This window comes from Streptomyces tagetis, from assembly GCF_018069565.1.
GTDB classification, from domain to species: Bacteria; Actinomycetota; Actinomycetes; order Streptomycetales; family Streptomycetaceae; genus Streptomyces; species Streptomyces tagetis.
This window is the reverse complement of record NZ_JAGPNL010000004.1, coordinates 291,144-311,190: the sequence shown is the minus strand read 5'-3', so window position 1 is coordinate 311,190 and position 20,047 is coordinate 291,144. Positions and strand designations below refer to the sequence as shown.

Sequence of the window (20,047 nt, the reverse complement as noted above, 5' to 3'; positions counted from 1 at the left end):
GGCGCGACCTACCGCCCCGCAGCAACCCACAACCTGTTCTCGCCGGCCTGCTCCGCAAGGTTACGCGCTGCGCTGCTCTGGCCCGCTGCGCTCAGGTTCCGGCGGAACTCGGCAAGGTAGCTGACGCATCGCGCCGACTTGAGCTGCTCCCCGAGATCCAAAGCATCGAGTGCCACCCGGCACGCCTCCTCGACGTCCCCGGCCCGCAGATGGGCATCCGCCAAGACCATGGTCGCGAAGAAGTCGCTCCGTACGTGGCTGCCGCTCATGGCGTTCTCTGCGTGGACGACGGCTCGGCGGGCGCTGTTGACGTCCCGGAAGCAGTGGGCGGCCTCAGCGGCAAGCTCGGCGTCGTCAAAGTAGCTAATCCACTCCGGCTCGTCCTCGTTGTTCCGGCTTTCGAGGGCCTTGGTCGCCGCGCTCAGGGCGGCCTCGCAGGCAGCGACGTCACCAGTACGCGCGAGCGCGCGAGCCTCCATCGCGTGGAACTGCGCACGCAACGTCGGCGTGGCTACCGGAGAGATCCCCATGAGGGCGGCACGGGCGAGGGTGGCGGCCTGGGTGTACCGCCCCAGGAAGGTCGCCTGGTGGCTCATCGCGGAGAGGATGCTTCCCGCGAGCCGGCGGTCGTTGGCGTCCTGGGCGAGACGGAGGGCCTGGAGGAAATACCGCGGGGCGAGCCCGTGGTGACAGGCGTCGTAGGACATCCAACCGGCAAGGAGGGTCGCTTCCGCCACGGTGGAGAACAGGGCCCTGCCCACTTGCTCGGTGTACCGGCCTCGTAGAAGTGGGGCCACGTCGTTGCTGAGGTACTGGATCACCGCATGACGCGCGTGGTCTCCGCCGAACTGGTCGTCGAGCTGGGCGAACATGTCCGCCGTGGTCTTTATGGCTGCCACGTCGCCGAGACTGACTCGGGTGCCTTCGGTCCGCTGCCGGGGGACGCCGGGCTCGGGTGCGACCAGCCACCGCAGGGATGCCTCACTCCACGCCGGTTCGGAGGGCTCCGCCGTGAGCAACGGGTCGTACTGGTTGAGGTCGGCACGCCACAGTTGGCGCACCGTCTGGATGGCGTCGTCCGGGCTGGCGGGATACGCGGCATCAAGTAGGGCGCTGTCCTGAGGCTGGCTGTGGCTCAAGCCGAGTGCGGCGGCACTGGTGGTGAACGCGTCGCACAACAAAGGGCCGTAGAAGTCGTCCGGGGTGCTGTGGTCGTTCTCCCAACTCGCGATACGCCGCTTCACACTGGCGTCCGACGGAAGTTGGTGACCACGCTGGGCGGCAGCCTGACGTAACTCCCTGACCAACCGCGGCTGACTCCAGCCCCGGCCCGTGCGAGCTTCGCGTAAGCGGACACTGGTCGGCTTCAAGGCGGCCTTCACTCCTCGGGTGATGCCGGTGTGACGACTCGGGATTCCGTCACTGACTGTACGTGCTGGCCATCGCTTCGTGCAGGCAGTAACAGGGAACGTCTGCGAGGAACGGGGAGGACAGGGGGTGACGCGTCATGCCCGCCTGCGTCATCCCCCGTCACCTCTCGTCATCTGCCCAGGTCAAGGGTTGGTCCACGAATCTGGACGCACAGCGGCACCAGGGCCGCACCGTAGTCCTACTGAGGGTGAGACGACGTGCAGAGGATGACCAGGCGGGGCATCGAGTGGCTGTCTGCGGCGGCGGATGATCCGGCGGCGTGCCGGGAGATGTGGGCGGACGACCCGCGAACGCCCTGCCTGCTGGCAACCGGCCGCTTCTTCGACGTGGTGAGCGTGGAACAGCGCCTCGGACTCGAGATGTTCGACCGGCTCTCGCGCAGCGGCCTGCCGTTCGGACCCTCGGTCATCGACCGCAAGGCGCAGCGCGTCGGCTTCTTCCTCGGCTCGAAGAGCCGCGAGCCGTTCACGCACTACCTCGCACGAGAGACCTCCTCCCCGCCGGCCTACCGGTACCTCGGCCAAGGGTGTGCCGTCGTCGTGCCCGGCCTGATCTCGTTGTCCGGTGACCGCTACCAGTGGCTCCGCGCACCGATGCGCCGACCGGAGGCCAACCCGTTGCGACCGGTCGCCATGGCGACTGCGCTGGTGGCTTCCGCGGAACTCCTGGCGAGGCTCGACCGCTTCGACGAGCAGTACCCGACTCCGTACGCGGCAGTCGCTGCGCTCTCCGAGGAGCCGACCACCCATGCAGGGTGAGCCGACCAGCGGGCACGACGCTGCCACTTGGTCGCCCCTCGACAGCGACGGATGGTACGCGGCCCGCAACGCGACCACTGCACTACGAGACGCCCTCGTCCGCGCGGGCCTGGAGAAGGACTTCCCCTACCTGCGGGCGGACCTGAACGCCTTCGGACACGGTCTCGTCGAGCTGGGTCGAGTGTCCCCCGACACGGCTGAACGCCTCGCGGAACTCCTGCGCCTGGCGCTCGCAAGCGGCTTCCGGGTGAACCGTGAGGACCTTGGGCACACGCCGGCTGCTACCAACGAACACGAGGAAAGGGACTGACGTCATGACCGACCGGCGAGGAGTGGTGGCCCGGCGCGCGGAAGATCTCTCACCCGGTGTGCCGTACGTCCGCGGCTGGAACCGCGCCCGACGAAGCGCCGGCACTCTGGCCGATGAGCTGGTGCTACTCGGACTGGACACCGACTTCCCCGGTCTGGTCGCCGACGTGAACGTCTTCGGTGACGGCCTGGTACAACTCGGTACCGTTCGCCCTGAGGCAGCGGGACTACTGGCAAAGCTGATCACGGTAGGACTGGAAGCTGAGCGACGTGACACGGCAGCCGAACCCTCTACGACCACCCGGCGGGAAGCACCTGCGGCCTGAGCCGCTCCTCGGACGTATGTAGGCGCGATCCGAACGCAGCCCCGCGATCAGACGATCTGGCCCCTTGCGGCACTGTGCCCTGGCACTGCCTCAAGGGGCTCGTCGCAGTCCTGGCGCCCTTTGATACGTCCCTCGGCCTGCCGCTCGGCCGGGACCGGCGCCCCAGCGCCGCAGCCCGGACGAACGGCAGGCCGCAGGTATGCGTGACTACCGCATTAGGAGAGAGGCTGGGTGATCTGCGAGCTGAGCTGCGGCTTCGCCGGTCGAGGAAGCGAGGAGCTACTCGACCGCCCGGCACTGGTGTTGACCGTGACTGCCCCCTGCATCTGGCACGGTTGTGGCACGGACCTCAGCCGACGACAGTCAGCCACGACGGCGGGTGCGCCACCCGACCACGCGCGCGTATGCCTCGCTGCACCCCCACCGGTCTCAGCCGCGCTATCGGTTTGTCTCGTCGATCAGAGCCAGACGCGACGGCCGGCCCGATGAGAGTTAGGTGTTGGAGGCTCGCGGGCTAGCTAGGCAAGGTCAGTGGCGCCTTTTTCCTGGCATCGAGCGCTGTATGTGCGCCGCCCGACGACTGGAGCTGACGCCGACCCCCAGCCCCCGTCGGCCGCCCAGACCGCTCGCCTGAACACTCAGCAAGGGAGGGCATACCCCTTGACGGTGCTGGTGTTGGACGCGAAGGGGAACTTTGGTCATTCATGTCTGCGAGGCCAGCCCAATGCTAACATCGACGAATGACACTGGAATCTGAGCTCGCAGTCTATCGGCAGAGGATTACCACCGATTCTTATCCGATGTCGATCAGTGAAATCGCCAACCTCTACAAGGATGGCGAGATCGATATCCATCCGGAATTTCAGAGGATTTTTCGGTGGTCCGACCTTCAGCGCACTCAGCTAATCGAAAGCATCCTTCTGGGGATTCCACTTCCTAGTATATTTGTGGCCCAGAGTGAGAATGGCATCTGGGATGTGGTTGATGGCGTCCAGCGACTCTCCACCATCTTCCAGTTCATGGGAATCCTTCGAGACGAAGAAGACGATCTCGTGCCGCCGCTCGTATGCGGATCTGCTCCCTTTTTGTCCAGCCTGGAGGGAATGACGTATGAGCCGACGGAGGGGGCTAAAGGGGCATTGACCCGCCCGCAACAGCTTGATTTCAAGCGCTCACGCGTTGACATTAAAATCATCAAGCGGGAGAGTGATAAGCGCGCGAAGTACGACTTGTTCCAACGTCTGAACTCGTTGGGTAGCATTGCGACGCCGCAGGAGCTACGCAACTGTTTGCTGGTGAGCCTGAGTAGAACCCATTTCGATTGGCTTCAGGATATCGCATCCTCTGATGCTTTCCAGAGGGTGTTGAACCTTCCTGGCAGGCTGATTGACGAGCAGTATCATCTTGAATTGGCTCTCAGGTTCGTCACGCTGCGAAGGCTCCCTGAGCGGAGAATCTCATCCATTGGGAATATTGGTGACTTCCTCTCGGGGGAGATTCTTCCTTTCACTGAGAAGTCTTATTCCGAACTCCGCGGTGAACAAGAGGCATTTGAGTCTTGTTTCACCTTGCTAAACGCTGCGCTGGGGCCGGATGCAATGCGTAAGTGGAACCCTGATCGCGACCGTACCGAAGGCGCCTTCTCCTCTACAGCCTTCGAGGTTCTGGCTCTCGGGCTCGGCTTCTACTTGCCGCAAGGTGATTTCACGGTTGACCAGGTACGTGATGCTCGGCGAAGTTTGTGGAGTGACGCTCAGTTCTCTCCAGGTTTCGCCACTGGTATGAGGGCTGATCAGCGAATGAAGAAGACAATTCCTTATGGGCGTCAACTCTTCTCTGCGTGAGTGGGGCGGCCGCCTTGGATTCGTCAAAATTCGTCGAAGCAATCGATCGACAGTTGGCTCACAGGAAGGTGGAGCTGTCGAACCTGCTCCTTATGGTCAGAGAGGAGAATCCCGACCCTGCTCGGCTTAGCTGCTTTGCTCGGTCCGCCATCGTGCTCACCTATGCCCATTGGGAGGGATTTGTTAAGCAGGGCAGTGGTGCGTACGTCAAGTATATTAATGGTGCCAAAATAAAAGTCTCCGACTTGAAGTTTCCATTCCAGGCTGCCTATGTCTCTTCCGCCTTCAAGCGTGCTACCCAAAGCGGCAAGTCCCGCCATCTTGGTGAACTCTTGGAGGAGATCGATCGGCGGCGAGGGGAAATCTTCTCCATATCTCCCGATAGATGCGTGGACACAGAGAGTAATCTCTCATCCAAAGTGTTCATGGAGATCGTTCAAGGGGTCGGGCTGGACGTACTTCCACTGTACGAAATGCGCAGTGCCTTCATTGATCAACGGCTCGTTTACGCTCGAAATCAAGTGGCTCACGGGGAACTCGTAAGTTTTGACGCCTTGGATGTCGAGGATCGGGTCAAGGGTGCTCTTAAGCTCATCGACACCTATGCGGATCAGTTGAAGACCGCTGTGGTAGACGGAGCATTCATGCAGTAGCCCGTTTACCGTTTCGGCCCCGCAAATTAGGGCACGCAGTGCGGGTCAAAGGCCGGGTCCTCCACGGCTATCTCCTCGCCCTCACGTCAGGCCCAGGGGCGGCGTGCAGTCGTTATGCGGCGCCGTCCGGAGCGTGCGTCGGAGTGGGGCGGAGACAGGAGCGCAGGCCCGGCCGGGGGCCGGGCCTGCGCTCGGGGAGCGGAGCGAGCCGCCTTGATGACGTAGAGAAAATCTGAGCCAACTCGGCTGTGCTACAGCCGGAACGACAGTTCCAGCTCGTCGCCCGGAAGGTGGAACTCCTCTAGGGCGAGGGGCCTGTCAGGCTCTGTGAGGGTCACGCGGATGACGTGCAGCAGCGGAACTCCATCCGCGAGACGGAGGGCCTGGGCCTGGTCCGGGAGGGGCATGCGGGTGCGGACGTACTCCGTGAAGTGGAGTTCGTGGCCCAGGTCGGCAAGCGCTGCGTAGAGGTCCGGGGCCGGCGGCGGGGCCTCGTCCTCGTACTTGGTGTCGATCAGTACTGAGAACGGGATGTACGTCCGGTGGAGCTGGCGGAGGTGGCCGTGGTCTGCCGTCTGCAATGCGTCGTACGTGAACATGGGCTCGCCTGGCGGGATGCGGAGTAGGTCCGCGAGGGCAAGCGGGGCGTCGGTGCGGGTGGCTACCGGTGGCTCGGCGTCGGTCCAGCGGATGCCGTCGGCCTCGATGTACCGGCCGTCAGGTGCTCGGCGTACGCCCCGCGGGCGCGTGTGACTGGGCCGGCTGTGCGGAGAGCGGGCGAAGGTTCCGCGGCCCATGATGGCCTCGACGAGACCGGAAGCCCGTAGCTCACTCAAGCCCTGGCGGACCGTGGGGCGCGTCACGCCGAACTGTTTCGCCAACGCCTCCTCGGAGGGCAGGGGTTGGCCGGAGGGGAAGGTGCCGTCAAGGATGCCTTCGCGCAGGTAGTCGGCGATTTGCCGGTACTTCGGCTGCATGTTCTTCCGCGGCATGCGGGCCCTCCGTGGCCGTTCCTTCTGCTGCTGGCCGTCCGCGTGGATGGCTTGTCCACGTTCGTGGACGTGGACGCACAGCCTCTCTCATCACAAGGCGGTTGACAACCCGTACTACGGGTGGGCAGCCTTGTCTGGGTTACCCGTAGTACGGGTGGTCTAGCAATCCGAAGGATATCCTTTCGGGTGCCCAAGTGATGAGGAGAACCGAACTGTGGCAAGCCTTCCGATCGACACCGCGAAGTACACGGGGATCATCTGCGCAGTCCCCCCGGCGCCGCGGGTTGCCAACCGTGAGACCGGTCAGCTTCGCGTCGACCGTGAGACCGGCAAGACGGTGTACCAGGTCGGTCTCTGCCTGATGGCGGGGACATCGGCTGACGTCGTGAACGTGAGCGTGGCCGGTGAGCCGGCCGGTGTGCAGCTCGGCATGCCCGTGGCCGTGCGGGACCTGGTCGCCATGCCGTGGGAGAACGACGGGCGGCACGGGATCGCGTTCCGCGCGGCGGAGATCCGGCCCCTGAGCGCTCCCGTCACCTCGGCGAGCAAGGGGGCCGGGCAGTGATGAAACTGGCCTCCGCTACTTCGGTCGACGTGACGTGGCCGAGTTGGGTTCTGGTGGTGGCAGCCGTGCTGGTGCCGGGTCTGCTTCTGGCGGGCCCGGCCCTGCGCCGCCGCTATCCCGGTGCCTGGTGGTTGTTATGCGGCTTCCCGGCCGTGGCCCTCCGGGTCGTGCAGACCTGGCGGCCCCTGATGGCGGGCTGCGGGCTCGCCGTGAGCCGTCGGCCGGCGTTGACCGTGGTGTCCGGGCTCGTCGGCAAGGGGGCGCCTCCGCCTCAGCCGCGGGTGCCTCGCCGGGGGCTCATACGCCCGACCTCCGGCGGCTTCGTCCTGCTCGTGAGGCTGCTGCCGGGTCAAGTGCCAGAGCACTTCGTCAAAGCGGCCCCTGCCATGGCGGAGAGCTGGCAGGTGCACGCGGTGCGGGTGACCTCCTGGAAACCGGGGGTCGTACGAATCGTCGCGTCGGCGGTCGACCCGCTGGCCGACCCGCAGGTGCCGAAGCAGCGAGGGCCTGGCCATCTGTTCCGGGTGACCGTGGGTGCCCTGGAGACCGGGGCCGCGTGGGTGGTCGACCTGCGGCGCGTCCCTCACTGGCTGATCGTCGGGGCCACGCGCTCGGGAAAGTCGACGCTGATCAACGCCCTCGTGGCGGGCCTCGCGCCGCAGCCCGTCGCCCTGGTCGGCATCGACTGCAAGGGCGGCATGGAACTGTCCCTCTACGAGCCTCGGCTGTCCGCCCTCGCGACGAACCGAGAGCAAGCAGTGCGGCTGCTGACTGCCCTCGTTGACCTGACCCTCGACCGGATGTCCCTCTGCCGGGCGGCCCGCGTCCGGAACATCTGGGGTCTGCCCGACAAGGAACGCCCGGTCCCCGTCGTCGTGATCGTCGACGAGATCGCGGAACTCTTCCTCGTGGCCAGCCGGAACGAGAAGGACGAAGCGCACGCGGCCGGTACGGCGCTGATCCGGCTTGCCCAACTCGGTGCGGCGCTCGGGGTGTTCCTCGTCGTGGCCGGCCAACGTGTCGGCTCCGACCTCGGGCCCGGTGTCACGGCTCTGCGGGCGCAACTGGGCGGCCGGGTGTGCCACCGCGTGGCCGACCCCGGTACCGCAGAGATGGCGCTCGGCGACCTCAATCCCGACGCGCTGAAAGCGGCGCAGGCCATCGCTCCGGAGCAGGCCGGTACCGCCGTCCTCGCCTCCGGCGACGGCTGGGAGCGCGCCCGGTCCCACCTGATCACGGAAGCGGACGCGGAAACCGTGGCCGCCGAGTACGCGCACCTGACTCCCGTCCTGACCGAACTGCACGTCGAACCGTGAGAGGGGCTTGCCGTGCTGGTGTCCATGTCGGCCGTTCTGCTGCTCGGCCTGCCGATCTGGTTCCTCCTGCGCATCCGGTACCTCAGGTGGGCCGACGCGCTGCTCTGCGGAGCCTTCGGCTTCCTGCTCGCCCGGACCGTGGCAGCGCCCGTGGTTCAGGCCCTCCTCGACGGAGTGAACGGCTTCCTCGGCCAACTCCGCTTCTGACCACCCCACCAAACGACCGACAAGGGGACTCCCTGTGTCCAACCACGTCATCCGCTCCGGTGACCGAGCCGCCTTCCTGGCCGGCCTGCGGGAGCTGATCGACTTCCTGACCGCCCATCCGGACGTGGTCGTACCGCGTCACGCGTCCCTCGTCGTCCTGGTCGACGCCACCGACTCCGCAGCGCGCCTCGACGGCGTGCAGTCCGTCGCCGCTCCGCTCAGTGTGCCGGCGGAGGACATCGGCCGGGGCTACTTCGGCGCCCGCCGCGACTTCGGACCGATCTCGTACGGCGTCGTCGGGGTTCCTCCCGAGGAGCGGCAATGACCGCCCGTACGACGGGCTCCCGACGGGGCGCGAAGTCGCCAAACCCGACCCCGTCAGGAACCCACTCCATCCGCCACGTGAGCAGTGAAAGGAGCACTCACACTTTGTCCACCGCGCATCGTCCGCGCAAATCCCCGCCGCTCGCCTGCGACCTCAGGCAGCGTGACGCGCAGGTCCCGACCTGCGCCGGACGGGAACAGATCGTCCTCGTCGAACTCGACGGAACCGAGTAGTGGCTGTGCCCCGCGCACGCCGCCGCCCTCTGGCTCACTGACCCGACGCTACGCTTCAGCGCCAAGACACGGCCGGAGGGCATCTCGGCCGTGATGGGGCAGGCGTTCGGCGACGGCGGCAAAGGAAGTGGTCAGCGATGACCACAGCTCTTCCGCGGAGTGTCTCGGCGCTTGTCGCCAGAGCCTCGGACCCGGGTTTCGCCGCCTGGCGCCGGAACATCGTCCGCCTCGGCGGCTGCACCAACCCGATTCACCTGGTCGGCGCGGCCACCGTCTACGACACGACGACCGGTGCTGCTCTGCTCTCCTACGGATCGGATGCCTACGGCGGTCGCCTGCTCACCGCGTGCGGCAACCGGCGGGCGACGGTCTGCCCGACCTGCTCGGCCCTGTACCGGGCGGACACGTACCAACTCGTCCGGGCCGGGCTCGTCGGGGGCAAGAGCGTTCCCGAGGCGGTGAGCGGTCACCCGCGGGTGTTCGCCACGCTCACCGCCCCCTGCTTCGGATCGGTTCACACGCGCCGCGAGCGTGACGGGCGCGTGCCGCCCTGCCGGCCTCGGAGGGTGGATGACCACTGCCCGCACGGGACACCGGCCGGATGCCGGGAACGGCACCCGGCAGATGACCCCCGTCTCGGCGAACCACTCTGCCCGCGCTGCTACGACTACGTGGGGGCCGTCCTCTGGCATGCGTTCGCCGGTCGGCTCTGGCACCGGTTCGGTCTGGAGCTGAGGCGTGAGGTCGCCCGGCGGGCCGGCCTGACGCGTACGGAGTTCGGGGAGGTCGCCCGGCTCTCGTACGCGAAGGTCGCCGAGTATCAGCGGCGGGGCCTGGTCCACTTCCATGCAGTGATCCGCCTCGACGGCCCGGACGGACCCGACTCGCACCCGCCCGGCTGGGCCAAGGTGCCGCTCCTCGTCGACTCCGTGCGGGCTGTGGTCGGGAGGGTGCGGCTGACCGCTCCCGGCTCGGAGGTCGTCGGGCCGAGGGTCCTGTGCTTCGGCACGCAGGTTGACGTACGGCCGGTCACCTTGAACGGGCGGACAGCGGGGGAGCGGCCTGCCTCCGCGGCGGCCGTGGCGGGTTACATCGCCAAGTACGCCACCAAGGGTGCGGAGTCCGCCGGCGCCGTGGACGGCCGGATCCACCACGCACGGGACATGGTCATGCTTCCGGTACGCGCTCACGTGCTGCGCATGATCAGTACGTGTTGGTGGCTCGGCGGCCTGCCGGAGTTCGCCCCGCTCGGACTGCGGCGCTGGGCCCACATGCTCGGGTACGGCGGCCACTTCTCCACCAAGTCGTGCCGCTACTCGACCACGCTGACCGCCCTCCGGCAGGCCCGTGCCGACCATCGCGCGGAGCAGCAGCGGGACGCCTTCGGTCTGCCGGAGCGCTCCACGGTCACGGTCGGTCAGTGGCGTTACGCGGGGCGGGGCTACTCACCGGAAGCGGCGCTCCTGGCGGCCTCGGTACGGGAGAGCGGTGGTCGCCATGGCGCGTGACACCCGTACGAAGGCAACCGAACTGCTCACCGTGCGGCAGGTGCTCGACGAACTGGGCGGCATTTCCCGGCGCACCTTCTATCGCTGGCGGGAACTGCGGATCGCCCCGGCCTGTATCCGCCTTCCGAACGGCGAGCTGCGGGTCCGGCGTGACGTGCTCGACGAGTGGTTGGAGGAACGGGCGGAAGGGGCGGCGCCGTGAAGTCCTACAAGGCTTCCGTGTGGAAGCTCTAGGTCAACAAGACCACCAAGAAACCGACCTACCTGGTGCGCTGGGTGGTCGACGGCCAGCCCTTCAGCGAGTCGCACAAGACCAAGGCGCTGGCGGACCGCTTCCGCGCGAAGCTCGACCGGGCGCTAGACAAGGGCGAGCCGTTCGACACCGTGACCGGGCTGCCCGACTCCCTGCGGGGCGGTAAGGCGGCGCTGTCCTTCCTGGACCTGGCGATCAAGTACGTCGATGCTCGGTGGGCGGAGGCGTCTGCCAAGCAGCGGGACAGCATGACGGACGCCTTGGCGACGGTCGTTCCCGTCCTGGTCAAACCGGGACGGGGGCGGCCCGCTCCAGAGGTGCTGCGGCGGGCGCTGCGCTCGTACGTTCTGCCCGTGCCGCGCAGGGAGAGGGAGCGGCCGGAGGAGATCGCCTCTGCCGTGCGGTGGATCGAAAGGGCGTCGCTTCCGGTCGGAGAGCTGCAAGAGATCACCTGCGTACACGAGCTGATCGACGGATTGAGCCGGAGGCTGGACGGCAAGCCCGCGGCGACGCAGACCTACCGGCGTCGGCGGGCTGTCGTCTTCAACGCCCTGGAGTTCGCGGTGGAGCTGGAACACCTCACCTCCAACCCACTGAGCCGCGTCCGGCGCAAGCGGGGCAAGCGGGCGGTGCAGGAGGTCGACCGCCGGGTGGTGGTCAACCCGCGGCAGGCTCGGGAGCTGCTGACCGCGCTCACCTACGTGGGTGGCTACGAACGGGCCAGTGGCCGGCGGCTGCGGGCCTTCTTCGGGTGCCTGTACTACGCGGCCATACGGCCGGGGGAGGCATTTGGGCTTCGTCGCTCCGACTGCACACTTCCGGCACAGGGCTGGGGCCGTATCGAGCTGGCGGAGACCCGCCCCACGGCCGGGAAGGCGTGGACCGACTCCGGTGAGGCGCACGACCGGCGGGGTCTGAAGCAACGGGCCCAGGGAGAGGTACGCACCGTGCCGATTCCGCCCCCGCTCGTGAGGCTGCTCCGTGAGCACCTGGACGAGTTCGGCACGGCGGAGGACGGTCGGCTGTTCTCCAGCGAGCGGGGCAACGTGATCGCCGCGTCGTCGTACTCCCGCGCTTGGAAGCAGGCTCGGGAACTGGCGCTCGTCCCCGATCAGGTGTCCTCGGTCCTCGCGTTCCGGCCGTACGACCTCCGGCACGCGGGTGTCTCCCAGTGGCTCAACTCGGGTGTGCCCGCCCCGGAGGTCGCCGCGCGGGCCGGCCACTCCGTGGACGTGCTCCTGAAGATCTACGCCAAGTGCATCGACGGCCAGGAACAGGAGATGAACGACCGGATCATGCAAGGGCTGGGGGAGGACGACACCGAGAACTGAAGACAGCCCCACGACCGACGGGCCGGAAGTCCCGGAGAGATCCGGGGCTTCCGGCCCGTCCACGCATAGTCCACAGAGCTACGCTGAGGGTCTTCGGAACCCGTGCTGACCTGCTGCGGAGCCACTCAAGATCAACACGCTGTTGCAACGTGATCACTGGCTAACGGCTGCTTCCGGCGGTGTCCGACTGCGCATACGCGAAGACCCCGGCCTCAGCGTTTTCGCTGGTGACGGGGTCTTTGGGCACCTTGTGCAAGGTGCCCCCGGCAGGATTCGAACCTGCGCACACGGCTCCGGAGGCCGTTGCTCTATCCCCTGAGCTACGGGGGCGTGTCGGTCGCGGTGGTGTTGCTCGCGGCGACGGGTAGAACACTACCAGCTTCGCCGGGGTGGTCATGAACGGGTTTCCGTGCGTCGACGGGGGCGTCAGCGTCCTGGTTCGATGTCCCCCGCACGGGGTGGAAGTGGGGAAAACCCGGACGCGGTGGCCGGTGTCGACCTACTCTCGAGTTGTGCCAAGGGCGTCTGGCCGGATTCTCGTTGTGGACGACAACAAGGTCATCCGGCAGTTGATCAGGGTCAACCTCGAGCTTGAGGGCTTCGAGGTCGTGACCGCGGCCGATGGTGCCGAGTGTCTGGAAGTCGTCCATCAGGTGTGCCCCGATGCCGTGACGCTGGATGTCGTCATGCCCCGGCTCGACGGGATCGGTACCGCTGCCCGGCTCCGGGCCGACCCGCGCACCCGTGAGCTTCCGCTCGCCATCGTCAGTGCCTGTACCCAGTGTGAGGTGGACGCCGGTTTCGCCGCCGGCGCCGACGCCTTCCTGCCCAAGCCGTTCGAGCCCGCCGAACTGGTCGGTCTCGTACGGCAGTTGGTCGCGTGGAAGTCCCGCGGCGGGCGGAGGCCGACCGAAGGGGGTGGGGGAGCCGTGCGATATCGCCACGGTGGGTTCGGTGGGGTGGGGGAGAGTGGGTCCACCGCGCACGCCGAGCCCGCCGGTTGATCATCGGTGGTCAGTGGTGGTCAGTGGTGGTCAGTGGTGGTCAGTGGTGGTCAGTGGTGGTCAGGGGTGGTCAGGGGTGGCTAGCGGGGGCCATGGGTGGCTCTCGGTACGCCATGTGGTCATCCCGTGGTCGTCCCGTGGTGGTCGGGTGGTTCCGGTCGGGTCGGGGGGCTCGGTTTCGGGTGCGGGATGGGGGGCGTGAGGTTGTCGCGTCCACATCTCGGGATGTCTTCAAACCCGTTCGCCTACCCACCCCCCTCCTCGCCTACGCTTGAGCCGTGACCCCTGTCGAGCTCTCCCGCACCGTCCTCCACGCGGTGCGGCGTGCCGTCGACGCGGGGCAGCTCGCGGTGGGCGTTCCCGAGCGGGCCGTCGTCGCCCCGCCGGGCCCCGGGGGGTGTGGCGACTACGCCACCACCATCGCGCTCCAGCTCGCGCGGCCCGCCGGGCGCACTCCCCGGTACGTCGCCGAAGTGCTCCGGCCCTATCTCCTCGACGCCGATCACGTCGCCGACGTCGTCCTCACCGGGCCCGGGTTCCTCAACATCAGCCTCCACCGCACCGCCCCCGCCGACCTCGTCCGGCAGATCCTGGCCCTCGGCCCGCGCTACGGCCACCGCGACCACGACCCCACCGCCGGTCACGCCCCCACCCCGCGCCTGCACTGCGCCCCCGAGCCCCGCGCCCTCGTCGTCCTGGACGCCACCGCCCGCCTCCTGCGTTCCCAGGGCGCCGTCGTCCGCACGAGCTGCGACGCCCCGCCCGAGGCCGGCTGGAGCCAGGTGCTCGGCGTTCACGTGGACGCGGTCGGCCCGCCGCCCGAAGGCCCCGACGTCACCCTCGTCCGGCCCGTGCCGGCGGCCTCCGACGACCCCGCCCGCCTCAGCGGCCTCACCGGCCTCGGCCGTACCGCGGGGCGCTGGGCCCTGCTCCACCCCGCCCCCCACGACCGGCCCCACCTCGACGAAGAGCAGCGCCGCGAGCACCTCGTCCAGCACGAGCGCAACCCCCTCTTCCGGGTCCGTTACACCCACGCCCGCACCCGCGCCCTCGCCCGCAACGCCGCCGACCTGGGCTTCACCGCCGACCCGGACGCCCTCACCGCTCCGGCCCCCGGCCACAACACCAGCCCCATCAGCCCCACCCTCCTCACCCCCCTCGCCGACCACCCCCGTCTGCTCGCCGCAGCCGCCGCGCAGCGGGCGCCCGACCGGCTCGCCCGGCATCTCGTCACCGTCGCCGACGTCACGCTGCCGTTCCTGGCGACGGTGCTCCCGCGCGGCGCGGAGAAACCCTCGGCCGCCCACCGGACCCGGCTCGCGCTCGCCGAAGCCGCCGGGACGGTGCTGGCCGGCGGCCTGTCCCTGCTCGGCATCGACGCACCCGACCACCTCTGAAGAGAGCCACCGCAGCAATGAGCCGTTCCGCACACCCCGCCGGGCCCCGCCACGCCGACGTCCTGCCCGAGGGCCGCTCCGCCTTCCCGCCCGCCGACCTGAACGCCCTCGACCCCAAGGTCTGGGCGCAGACCGTCGGCCGGGACGAGGACGGCGCGGTCACCGTCGGCGGCATCCCCGTGACCCGGCTCGCCGAGGAGCACGGCACCCCCGCCTACGTGCTCGACGAGGCCGACTTCCGGGCCCGCGCCCGCGCCTGGCGGACCGCCTTCGGGCCCGACGCCGACGTGTTCTACGCGGGGAAGGCGTTCCTGTCCCGGGCGGTCGTGCGCTGGCTGGACGAGGAGGGGCTCAACCTCGACGTGTGCTCCGGCGGGGAACTCGCCACCGCGCTCTCCGCCGGGATGCCCGCCGAGCGCATCGCCCTGCACGGCAACAACAAGTCGCCCGAGGAGATCCGCCGGGCGGTCGAGGCCGGGGTCGGGCGGATCGTGCTCGACTCCTTCCAGGAGATCGTCCGTGTCGCCCACATCGCGCGGGAGCTGGGTGTGCGCCAGCGGGTCCAGATCCGCGTCACCGTCGGCGTCGAGGCCCACACCCACGAGTTCATCGCCACCGCCCACGAGGACCAGAAGTTCGGCATCCCGCTGGCCGGCGGGCAGGCCGCCGAGGCGGTGCGGCGCGCGCTCCAGCTCGACGGCATCGAGCTGATCGGCATCCACTCCCACATCGGCTCGCAGATCTTCGACATGTCCGGCTTCGAGGTCGCCGCCCACCGGGTCGTCGGCCTGCTCAAGGACGTCCGCGACGAGCACGGCGTCGAACTGCCCGAGATCGACCTCGGCGGCGGCCTCGGCATCGCGTACACCAGCGACGACGACCCGCGCGAGCCGCACGAGATCGCCAAGGCGCTCACCGAGATCGTCACCCGCGAGTGCGAGTCGGCCCGGCTGCGCGCGCCGCGGATCTCGGTCGAGCCCGGCCGCGCCATCGCCGGCCCCACCGCCTTCACGCTCTACGAGGTCGGCACCGTCAAGCCCCTCGACGGGCTGCGCACCTACGTCTCCGTCGACGGCGGCATGTCGGACAACATCCGCACCGCGCTCTACGACGCCGAGTACAGCGTCGCGCTGGCCTCCCGGGTCTCCGACGCCGAGCCGATGCTCGTGCGCGTGGTCGGCAAGCACTGCGAGAGCGGCGACATCGTGGTCAAGGACGCCTTCCTGCCGGCCGATCTGGCGCCGGGCGACCTCATCGCCGTACCCGCCACGGGGGCGTACTGCCGCTCCATGGCGAGCAACTACAACCACGTGCCGCGCCCGCCGGTCGTCGCGGTGCGCGACGGCGAGGCGCGGGTGATCGTCCGCCGCGAGACGGAGGAGGACCTCCTGCGCCTCGACGTCGGGTGAGCCGCGCGACGGGCGGCCCGGTGCGCGAGCGCCGGGCCGCTCCGCGCAGGATCTCCGCCCCCACCCCGGGAAATGAAATAAATGTCTCACGATCCGGACGAAAGGCCGAAAATCCCGTCCGTTGAGTGAGACTGGTCCAACCGCAGACGGTATGAGGAAACGAGGTCGGATGATGCGTACGCGTCCGCTGAAGGTGGCGCTGCTGGGCTGTGGAGTGGTCGGCTCAGAGGTGGCGCGCATCATGACGACGCACGCCGACGACCTCGCCGCCCGGATCGGCGCCCCCGTCGAGCTGGTCGGCGTCGCCGTGCGCAGGCCGGACAAGGTCCGCGAGGGCATCGACCCGGACCTCGTCACCACCGACGCCACCGCCCTGGTCAAGCGCGGCGACCTCGACGTCGTCGTCGAGGTCATCGGCGGCATCGAGCCCGCCCGCGCCCTCATCACCACCGCCTTCGAGCACGGTGCCTCCGTCGTCTCGGCCAACAAGGCGCTCATCGCCCAGGACGGCGCCGCCCTGCACGCGGCGGCCGACGAGCACGGCCGGGACCTCTACTACGAGGCCGCCGTGGCCGGCGCCATCCCGCTGATCCGCCCGCTGCGCGAGTCGCTCGCCGGCGACAAGGTCAACCGGGTGCTCGGCATCGTCAACGGCACCACCAACTTCATCCTCGACAAGATGGACTCCACCGGCGCCGGCTACCAGGAGGCGCTGGACGAGGCCACCGCGCTCGGGTACGCGGAGGCCGACCCGACCGCCGACGTCGAGGGCTTCGACGCCGCCGCCAAGGCCGCGATCCTCGCCGGGATCGCCTTCCACACCCGGGTCCGCCTCGACGACGTGCACCGCGAGGGCATGACCGAGGTCACCGCGGCGGACTTCGCCTCCGCCAAGGAGATGGGCTGCACCATCAAACTGCTCGCCATCTGCGAGCGGGCCGCGGACGGCGCCTCCGTCACCGCGCGCGTGCACCCGGCGATGATCCCGCTCGGCCACCCGCTGGCGGGCGTCCGCGGCGCCTACAACGCGGTGTTCGTCGAGTCCGACGCGGCCGGCCAGCTCATGTTCTACGGTCCCGGCGCCGGCGGCGCCCCGACCGCCTCCGCGGTCCTCGGCGACATCGTCGCCGTCTGCCGTAACCGGCTCAGCGGCGCGCGGGGCCCCGGCGAGTCCGCCTACGCGGCCCTGCCCGTCTCGCCGATGGGCGAGGTCGTCACGCGCTACCACATCAGCCTCGACGTCGCCGACAAGCCGGGCGTGCTCGCCCAGGTGGCGACCGTGTTCGCGGAGCACGGGGTCTCCATCGACACCGTCCGCCAGCAGGGCAAGGACGGCGAGGCATCCCTCGTCGTCATCACGCACCGCGCGTCCGACGCCGCCCTCGGCGGTACCGTCGAGGCGCTGCGCAAGCTCGACACCGTGCGGGGTGTCGCCAGCATCATGCGGGTTGAAGGAGAGTAACCAGCAATGACCCACCAGTGGCGCGGAATCATCGAGGAGTACCGGGACAGGCTGCCGGTCTCCGACAGCACGCCGGTCGTGACGCTCCGCGAGGGCGGCACGCCGCTCGTGCCCGCGCAGGTGCTCTCCGAGCGCACGGGCTGCGAGGTCCACCTCAAGGTGGAGGGCGCGAACCCGACCGGTTCCTTCAAGGACCGCGGGATGACCATGGCCATCAGCAAGGCCAAGGAGGAGGGCGCGCAGGCCGTCATCTGCGCCTCCACCGGCAACACCTCGGCCTCGGCCGCCGCGTACGGGGTGCGGGCCGGGATGGTCTCCGCCGTCCTGGTGCCCCAGGGCAAGATCGCGCTCGGCAAGATGGGCCAGGCCCTCGTGCACGGCGCGAAGATCCTCCAGGTCGACGGCAACTTCGACGACTGCCTCACGCTGGCCCGCGCGCTCAGCGACAACTACCCCGTGGCGCTGGTCAATTCGGTCAACCCGGTACGGATCGAGGGCCAGAAGACGGCCGCCTTCGAGATCGTGGACATGCTCGGCGACGCCCCCGACATCCACGTCCTGCCGGTGGGCAACGCGGGCAACATCACCGCGTACTGGAAGGGTTACAAGGAGTACGCCGCCGACGGGGTCTCCTCCAGGACGCCCCGCATGTGGGGCTTCCAGGCATCCGGCAGCGCCCCGATCGTGCGCGGCGAGGTGGTGAAGGACCCGTCGACCATCGCCACCGCCATCCGCATCGGCAACCCGGCCTCCTGGCAGTACGCGCTGGCCGCCCGGGACGAGTCCGGTGGCGCCATCGACGAGGTGACGGACCGTGAGATCCTGCGCGCCTACCGGCTGTTGGCCTCGCAGGAGGGCGTCTTCGTCGAGCCCGCCTCCGCCGCCTCGGTGGCCGGTCTGCTGAAGGCGGCCGAGCAGGGCAAGGTCGACCCGGGGCAGCGGATCGTGTGCACCGTCACCGGCAACGGGCTCAAGGACCCCGACTGGGCCGTCGCCGGCGCCCCGCAGCCGGTCACCGTGCCGGTCGACGCGGCTGCCGCCGCCGAGCGCCTCGGTCTCGGCTGAGCACCGGCCGCCCGCCCGTGGGGCGGCGCGCGCCCGCTCCCGGAGCGACGGCGGCGCCGTCCCACCGGCGTAAACGGTGCGATCGCGGCGCCGTCCCACCGGCGTAAACGGGCGTAAGTGCCGCTCACCCGGGAATGACCTTCACAGGGGGTGCACAGGGGGCTTGCGACACGCATCGTGCGCCTCCTGTGCGCCCTATGTCGCCACAGAACCTTCCTTCGATAGGCTGTACCGAACCCGCCCGCCGCATATGCCGCGGTACCGCGTCGTCTCCGCGGTCGCACAGCACGTGCGGGTGGCCCGGGAGGCCGCCCGTTCGGCAGGCAGCGGCGGCGCCCCCGGTTCTGTACGTCATCCCCTGTCATTCGACGATTTCGACCATCACGCAGCTCAAGGAGAGTCATCGAGAGATGGCCGGTCCAGCGTTCCGCGCCGCCGCCGTCCGGGTGCGCGTCCCCGCCACCAGCGCCAACCTCGGTCCGGGCTTCGACGCCCTCGGCCTGGCACTGGGCTTGTACGACGACGTGGTCGTCCGGGTGGCCGACTCCGGGCTGCACATCGACATCGCCGGTGAGGGCGGCGAGACACTGCCGCGCGACGAGAAACACCTGCTCGTCCGCACCCTGCGCACCGCCTTCGACCTGCTGGGCGGACAGCCGCGCGGACTGGAGATCGTCTGCGCCAACCGCATCCCGCACGGCCGCGGGCTGGGCTCCTCCTCCGCCGCCATCTGCGCCGGCATCGTCGCCGCGCGGGCGGTGACCATAGGCGCCGAGTCCCGCCTCGACGACGCCGCGATGCTGGACCTCGCCACCGAGATCGAGGGCCACCCGGACAACGTCGCGGCCTGTCTGCTGGGCGGGTTCACCGTCTCGTGGATGGATTCCGGCGCGGCGCGCGCGATCAGGATGGAGCCCGCCGATTCCATCGTTCCGGTGGTTTTCGTACCGGGGAAGCCGGTTCTGACGGAGACGGCGCGCGGTCTGCTGCCGCGCACCGTGCCGCACGTCGACGCCGCCGCCAACGCGGGCCGGGCCGCACTGCTCGTCGAGGCGCTGACCAGGCGCCCCGAACTGCTGCTGCCGGCCACCGAGGACCGTCTCCACCAGGAGTACCGGGCCCCGGCGATGCCGGAGAGCGCGGCGCTGGTGGAGCGGCTGCGCGCGGACGGCGTACCCGCGGTCATCTCGGGCGCCGGGCCGACGGTGATGGCACTGGCCGACGCCGACACGGCCGACAAGGTCGAGGCGCTGGCCGGCGAGGACTGGGCCGCGAACCGGCTGAGCCTGGACCAGCGCGGGGCCAGCGTGCTCCCGCTCGGGACCTGACACACGGTTGCCGGATGAGGAGAGGGGGAATGTTTGCTGTATCCGGTAGTGTTAACCTCAAGTCTGCACCCGACCCCACCATGGCGAGGTGCCTCGTGTCCCCGTCCGGGACAGACATTCTTCCGGAAGCCCCCCCGGCCGCCTCGTGCGGTGAACGCCGTACGCCACCAGTACGGCCGCCACGGACACCGAGCGGTTCCACGGGCACGCTTCGGAACCGGTGCGACCACGCCGCGTGACACCGATCCTGGGTGCCACGGCACGAGGTAGCGCCATCACCAGATATCTCTTCCGCCGTTCAGGCGGACCACCGCCCCGGCACGGTTCACAC

General features: G+C 69.0%; 20 protein-coding genes, 1 tRNA gene and 1 pseudogene. 19 read left to right on the top strand and 3 right to left on the bottom strand.

Going from position 1 to position 20,047, the window contains the following annotated elements; translation table 11 throughout:
* Positions 1-8: 8 nt before the first annotated feature.
* Complete coding sequence (locus tag J5Y05_RS17085; RefSeq protein WP_504740152.1) at positions 9-1,382, bottom strand: NsdA family TPR-like regulatory protein; 1,374 nt, start codon at positions 1,380-1,382, stop codon at positions 9-11.
* Positions 1,383-1,628: 246 nt separating this feature from the next.
* Here J5Y05_RS17085 and J5Y05_RS17080 point away from each other — a divergent pair, with 246 nt between their 5' ends.
* The 5 genes from J5Y05_RS17080 to J5Y05_RS17060 all read left to right on the top strand — a co-directional run bounded on the left by J5Y05_RS17080 (position 1,629) and on the right by J5Y05_RS17060 (position 5,321).
* On the top strand, positions 1,629-2,189 hold the full coding sequence (locus tag J5Y05_RS17080) for a bifunctional DNA primase/polymerase (RefSeq protein WP_307853959.1): 561 nt from the start codon (positions 1,629-1,631) through the stop codon (positions 2,187-2,189).
* Positions 2,179-2,499 carry a hypothetical protein gene (locus J5Y05_RS17075; protein WP_210873286.1) on the top strand — a complete coding sequence of 107 codons (321 nt, stop codon included), beginning with the start codon at positions 2,179-2,181 and terminating at the stop codon, positions 2,497-2,499. Before J5Y05_RS17080 ends, J5Y05_RS17075 begins: the two co-directional genes overlap by 11 nt.
* A 4-nt stretch (positions 2,500-2,503) precedes the next feature.
* On the top strand, positions 2,504-2,824 hold the full coding sequence (locus tag J5Y05_RS17070) for a hypothetical protein (protein WP_210873284.1): 321 nt from the start codon (positions 2,504-2,506) through the stop codon (positions 2,822-2,824).
* A 740-nt stretch (positions 2,825-3,564) separates the two neighbouring features.
* Complete coding sequence (locus J5Y05_RS17065) at positions 3,565-4,668, top strand: DUF262 domain-containing protein (RefSeq protein ID WP_210873282.1); 1,104 nt, start codon at positions 3,565-3,567, stop codon at positions 4,666-4,668.
* Positions 4,665-5,321 carry an MAE_28990/MAE_18760 family HEPN-like nuclease gene (locus J5Y05_RS17060; RefSeq protein WP_210873280.1) on the top strand — a complete coding sequence of 219 codons (657 nt, stop codon included), beginning with the start codon at positions 4,665-4,667 and terminating at the stop codon, positions 5,319-5,321. Before J5Y05_RS17065 ends, J5Y05_RS17060 begins: the two co-directional genes overlap by 4 nt.
* Positions 5,322-5,572: 251 nt before the next feature.
* On the opposite strand, the gene J5Y05_RS17055 is transcribed toward J5Y05_RS17060, so the two are convergent.
* On the bottom strand, positions 5,573-6,313 hold the full coding sequence (locus J5Y05_RS17055) for a GntR family transcriptional regulator (protein WP_210873278.1): 741 nt from the start codon (positions 6,311-6,313) through the stop codon (positions 5,573-5,575).
* 214 nt (positions 6,314-6,527) lie between these two features.
* Between J5Y05_RS17055 and J5Y05_RS17050 the strand changes: the two genes are divergently transcribed.
* The 8 genes and pseudogenes from J5Y05_RS17050 to J5Y05_RS17015 all read left to right on the top strand — a co-directional run bounded on the left by J5Y05_RS17050 (position 6,528) and on the right by J5Y05_RS17015 (position 12,051).
* A complete protein-coding gene (locus tag J5Y05_RS17050) occupies positions 6,528-6,878 on the top strand; it encodes an SCO3933 family regulatory protein (RefSeq protein WP_210873277.1) in 351 nt (116 codons plus the stop codon).
* On the top strand, positions 6,878-8,194 hold the full coding sequence (locus J5Y05_RS17045; protein WP_210873275.1) for an FtsK/SpoIIIE domain-containing protein: 1,317 nt from the start codon (positions 6,878-6,880) through the stop codon (positions 8,192-8,194). Before J5Y05_RS17050 ends, J5Y05_RS17045 begins: the two co-directional genes overlap by 1 nt.
* A 12-nt stretch (positions 8,195-8,206) precedes the next feature.
* A complete protein-coding gene (locus J5Y05_RS17040; protein WP_210873273.1) occupies positions 8,207-8,401 on the top strand; it encodes a hypothetical protein in 195 nt (64 codons plus the stop codon).
* A gap of 34 nt (positions 8,402-8,435) precedes the next feature.
* Entirely contained in the window at positions 8,436-8,726 is a 291-nt protein-coding gene (locus J5Y05_RS17035; protein ID WP_210873271.1) for a hypothetical protein, read from the top strand.
* Between the two features lie 104 nt (positions 8,727-8,830).
* Positions 8,831-8,959 (top strand): hypothetical protein, encoded by a 129-nt coding sequence (locus J5Y05_RS32285; RefSeq protein ID WP_281730750.1) that lies wholly within the window; start codon positions 8,831-8,833, stop codon positions 8,957-8,959.
* Positions 8,960-9,096: 137 nt separating this feature from the next.
* Positions 9,097-10,467, top strand: a complete 1,371-nt coding sequence (locus J5Y05_RS17025) for a replication initiator (RefSeq protein ID WP_210873269.1) — start codon at positions 9,097-9,099, stop codon at positions 10,465-10,467.
* Entirely contained in the window at positions 10,457-10,669 is a 213-nt protein-coding gene (locus J5Y05_RS17020) for a helix-turn-helix transcriptional regulator (RefSeq protein WP_210873267.1), read from the top strand. Before J5Y05_RS17025 ends, J5Y05_RS17020 begins: the two co-directional genes overlap by 11 nt.
* Positions 10,666-12,051, top strand: a pseudogene (locus tag J5Y05_RS17015) (tyrosine-type recombinase/integrase). Before J5Y05_RS17020 ends, J5Y05_RS17015 begins: the two are co-directional and overlap by 4 nt.
* 258 nt (positions 12,052-12,309) lie before the next feature.
* Here J5Y05_RS17015 and J5Y05_RS17010 read toward each other — a convergent pair.
* Positions 12,310-12,381, bottom strand: a tRNA-Arg gene (locus J5Y05_RS17010).
* Positions 12,382-12,563: 182 nt separating this feature from the next.
* Here J5Y05_RS17010 and J5Y05_RS17005 point away from each other — a divergent pair.
* From J5Y05_RS17005 to thrB, 6 genes are all read left to right on the top strand, one after another.
* Positions 12,564-13,055: a response regulator gene (locus J5Y05_RS17005; RefSeq protein ID WP_307853958.1), complete on the top strand. Its 492-nt coding sequence runs from the start codon at positions 12,564-12,566 to the stop codon at positions 13,053-13,055.
* Positions 13,056-13,333: 278 nt separating this feature from the next.
* Positions 13,334-14,452 (top strand): ArgS-related anticodon-binding protein NrtL, encoded by a 1,119-nt coding sequence (gene nrtL, locus J5Y05_RS17000; RefSeq protein WP_210873265.1) that lies wholly within the window; start codon positions 13,334-13,336, stop codon positions 14,450-14,452.
* Positions 14,453-14,469: 17 nt separating this feature from the next.
* Entirely contained in the window at positions 14,470-15,861 is a 1,392-nt protein-coding gene (gene lysA, locus J5Y05_RS16995) for a diaminopimelate decarboxylase (protein WP_210873262.1), read from the top strand.
* 169 nt (positions 15,862-16,030) lie between these two features.
* Positions 16,031-17,323 carry a homoserine dehydrogenase gene (locus J5Y05_RS16990; protein WP_210873260.1) on the top strand — a complete coding sequence of 431 codons (1,293 nt, stop codon included), beginning with the start codon at positions 16,031-16,033 and terminating at the stop codon, positions 17,321-17,323.
* Positions 17,324-17,329: 6 nt separating this feature from the next.
* Positions 17,330-18,388: a threonine synthase gene (gene thrC / locus J5Y05_RS16985; RefSeq protein ID WP_210873258.1), complete on the top strand. Its 1,059-nt coding sequence runs from the start codon at positions 17,330-17,332 to the stop codon at positions 18,386-18,388.
* Between the two features lie 410 nt (positions 18,389-18,798).
* A complete protein-coding gene (thrB, locus tag J5Y05_RS16980; RefSeq protein ID WP_210873256.1) occupies positions 18,799-19,716 on the top strand; it encodes a homoserine kinase in 918 nt (305 codons plus the stop codon).
* The last annotated feature ends 331 nt before the right edge of the window (positions 19,717-20,047 follow it).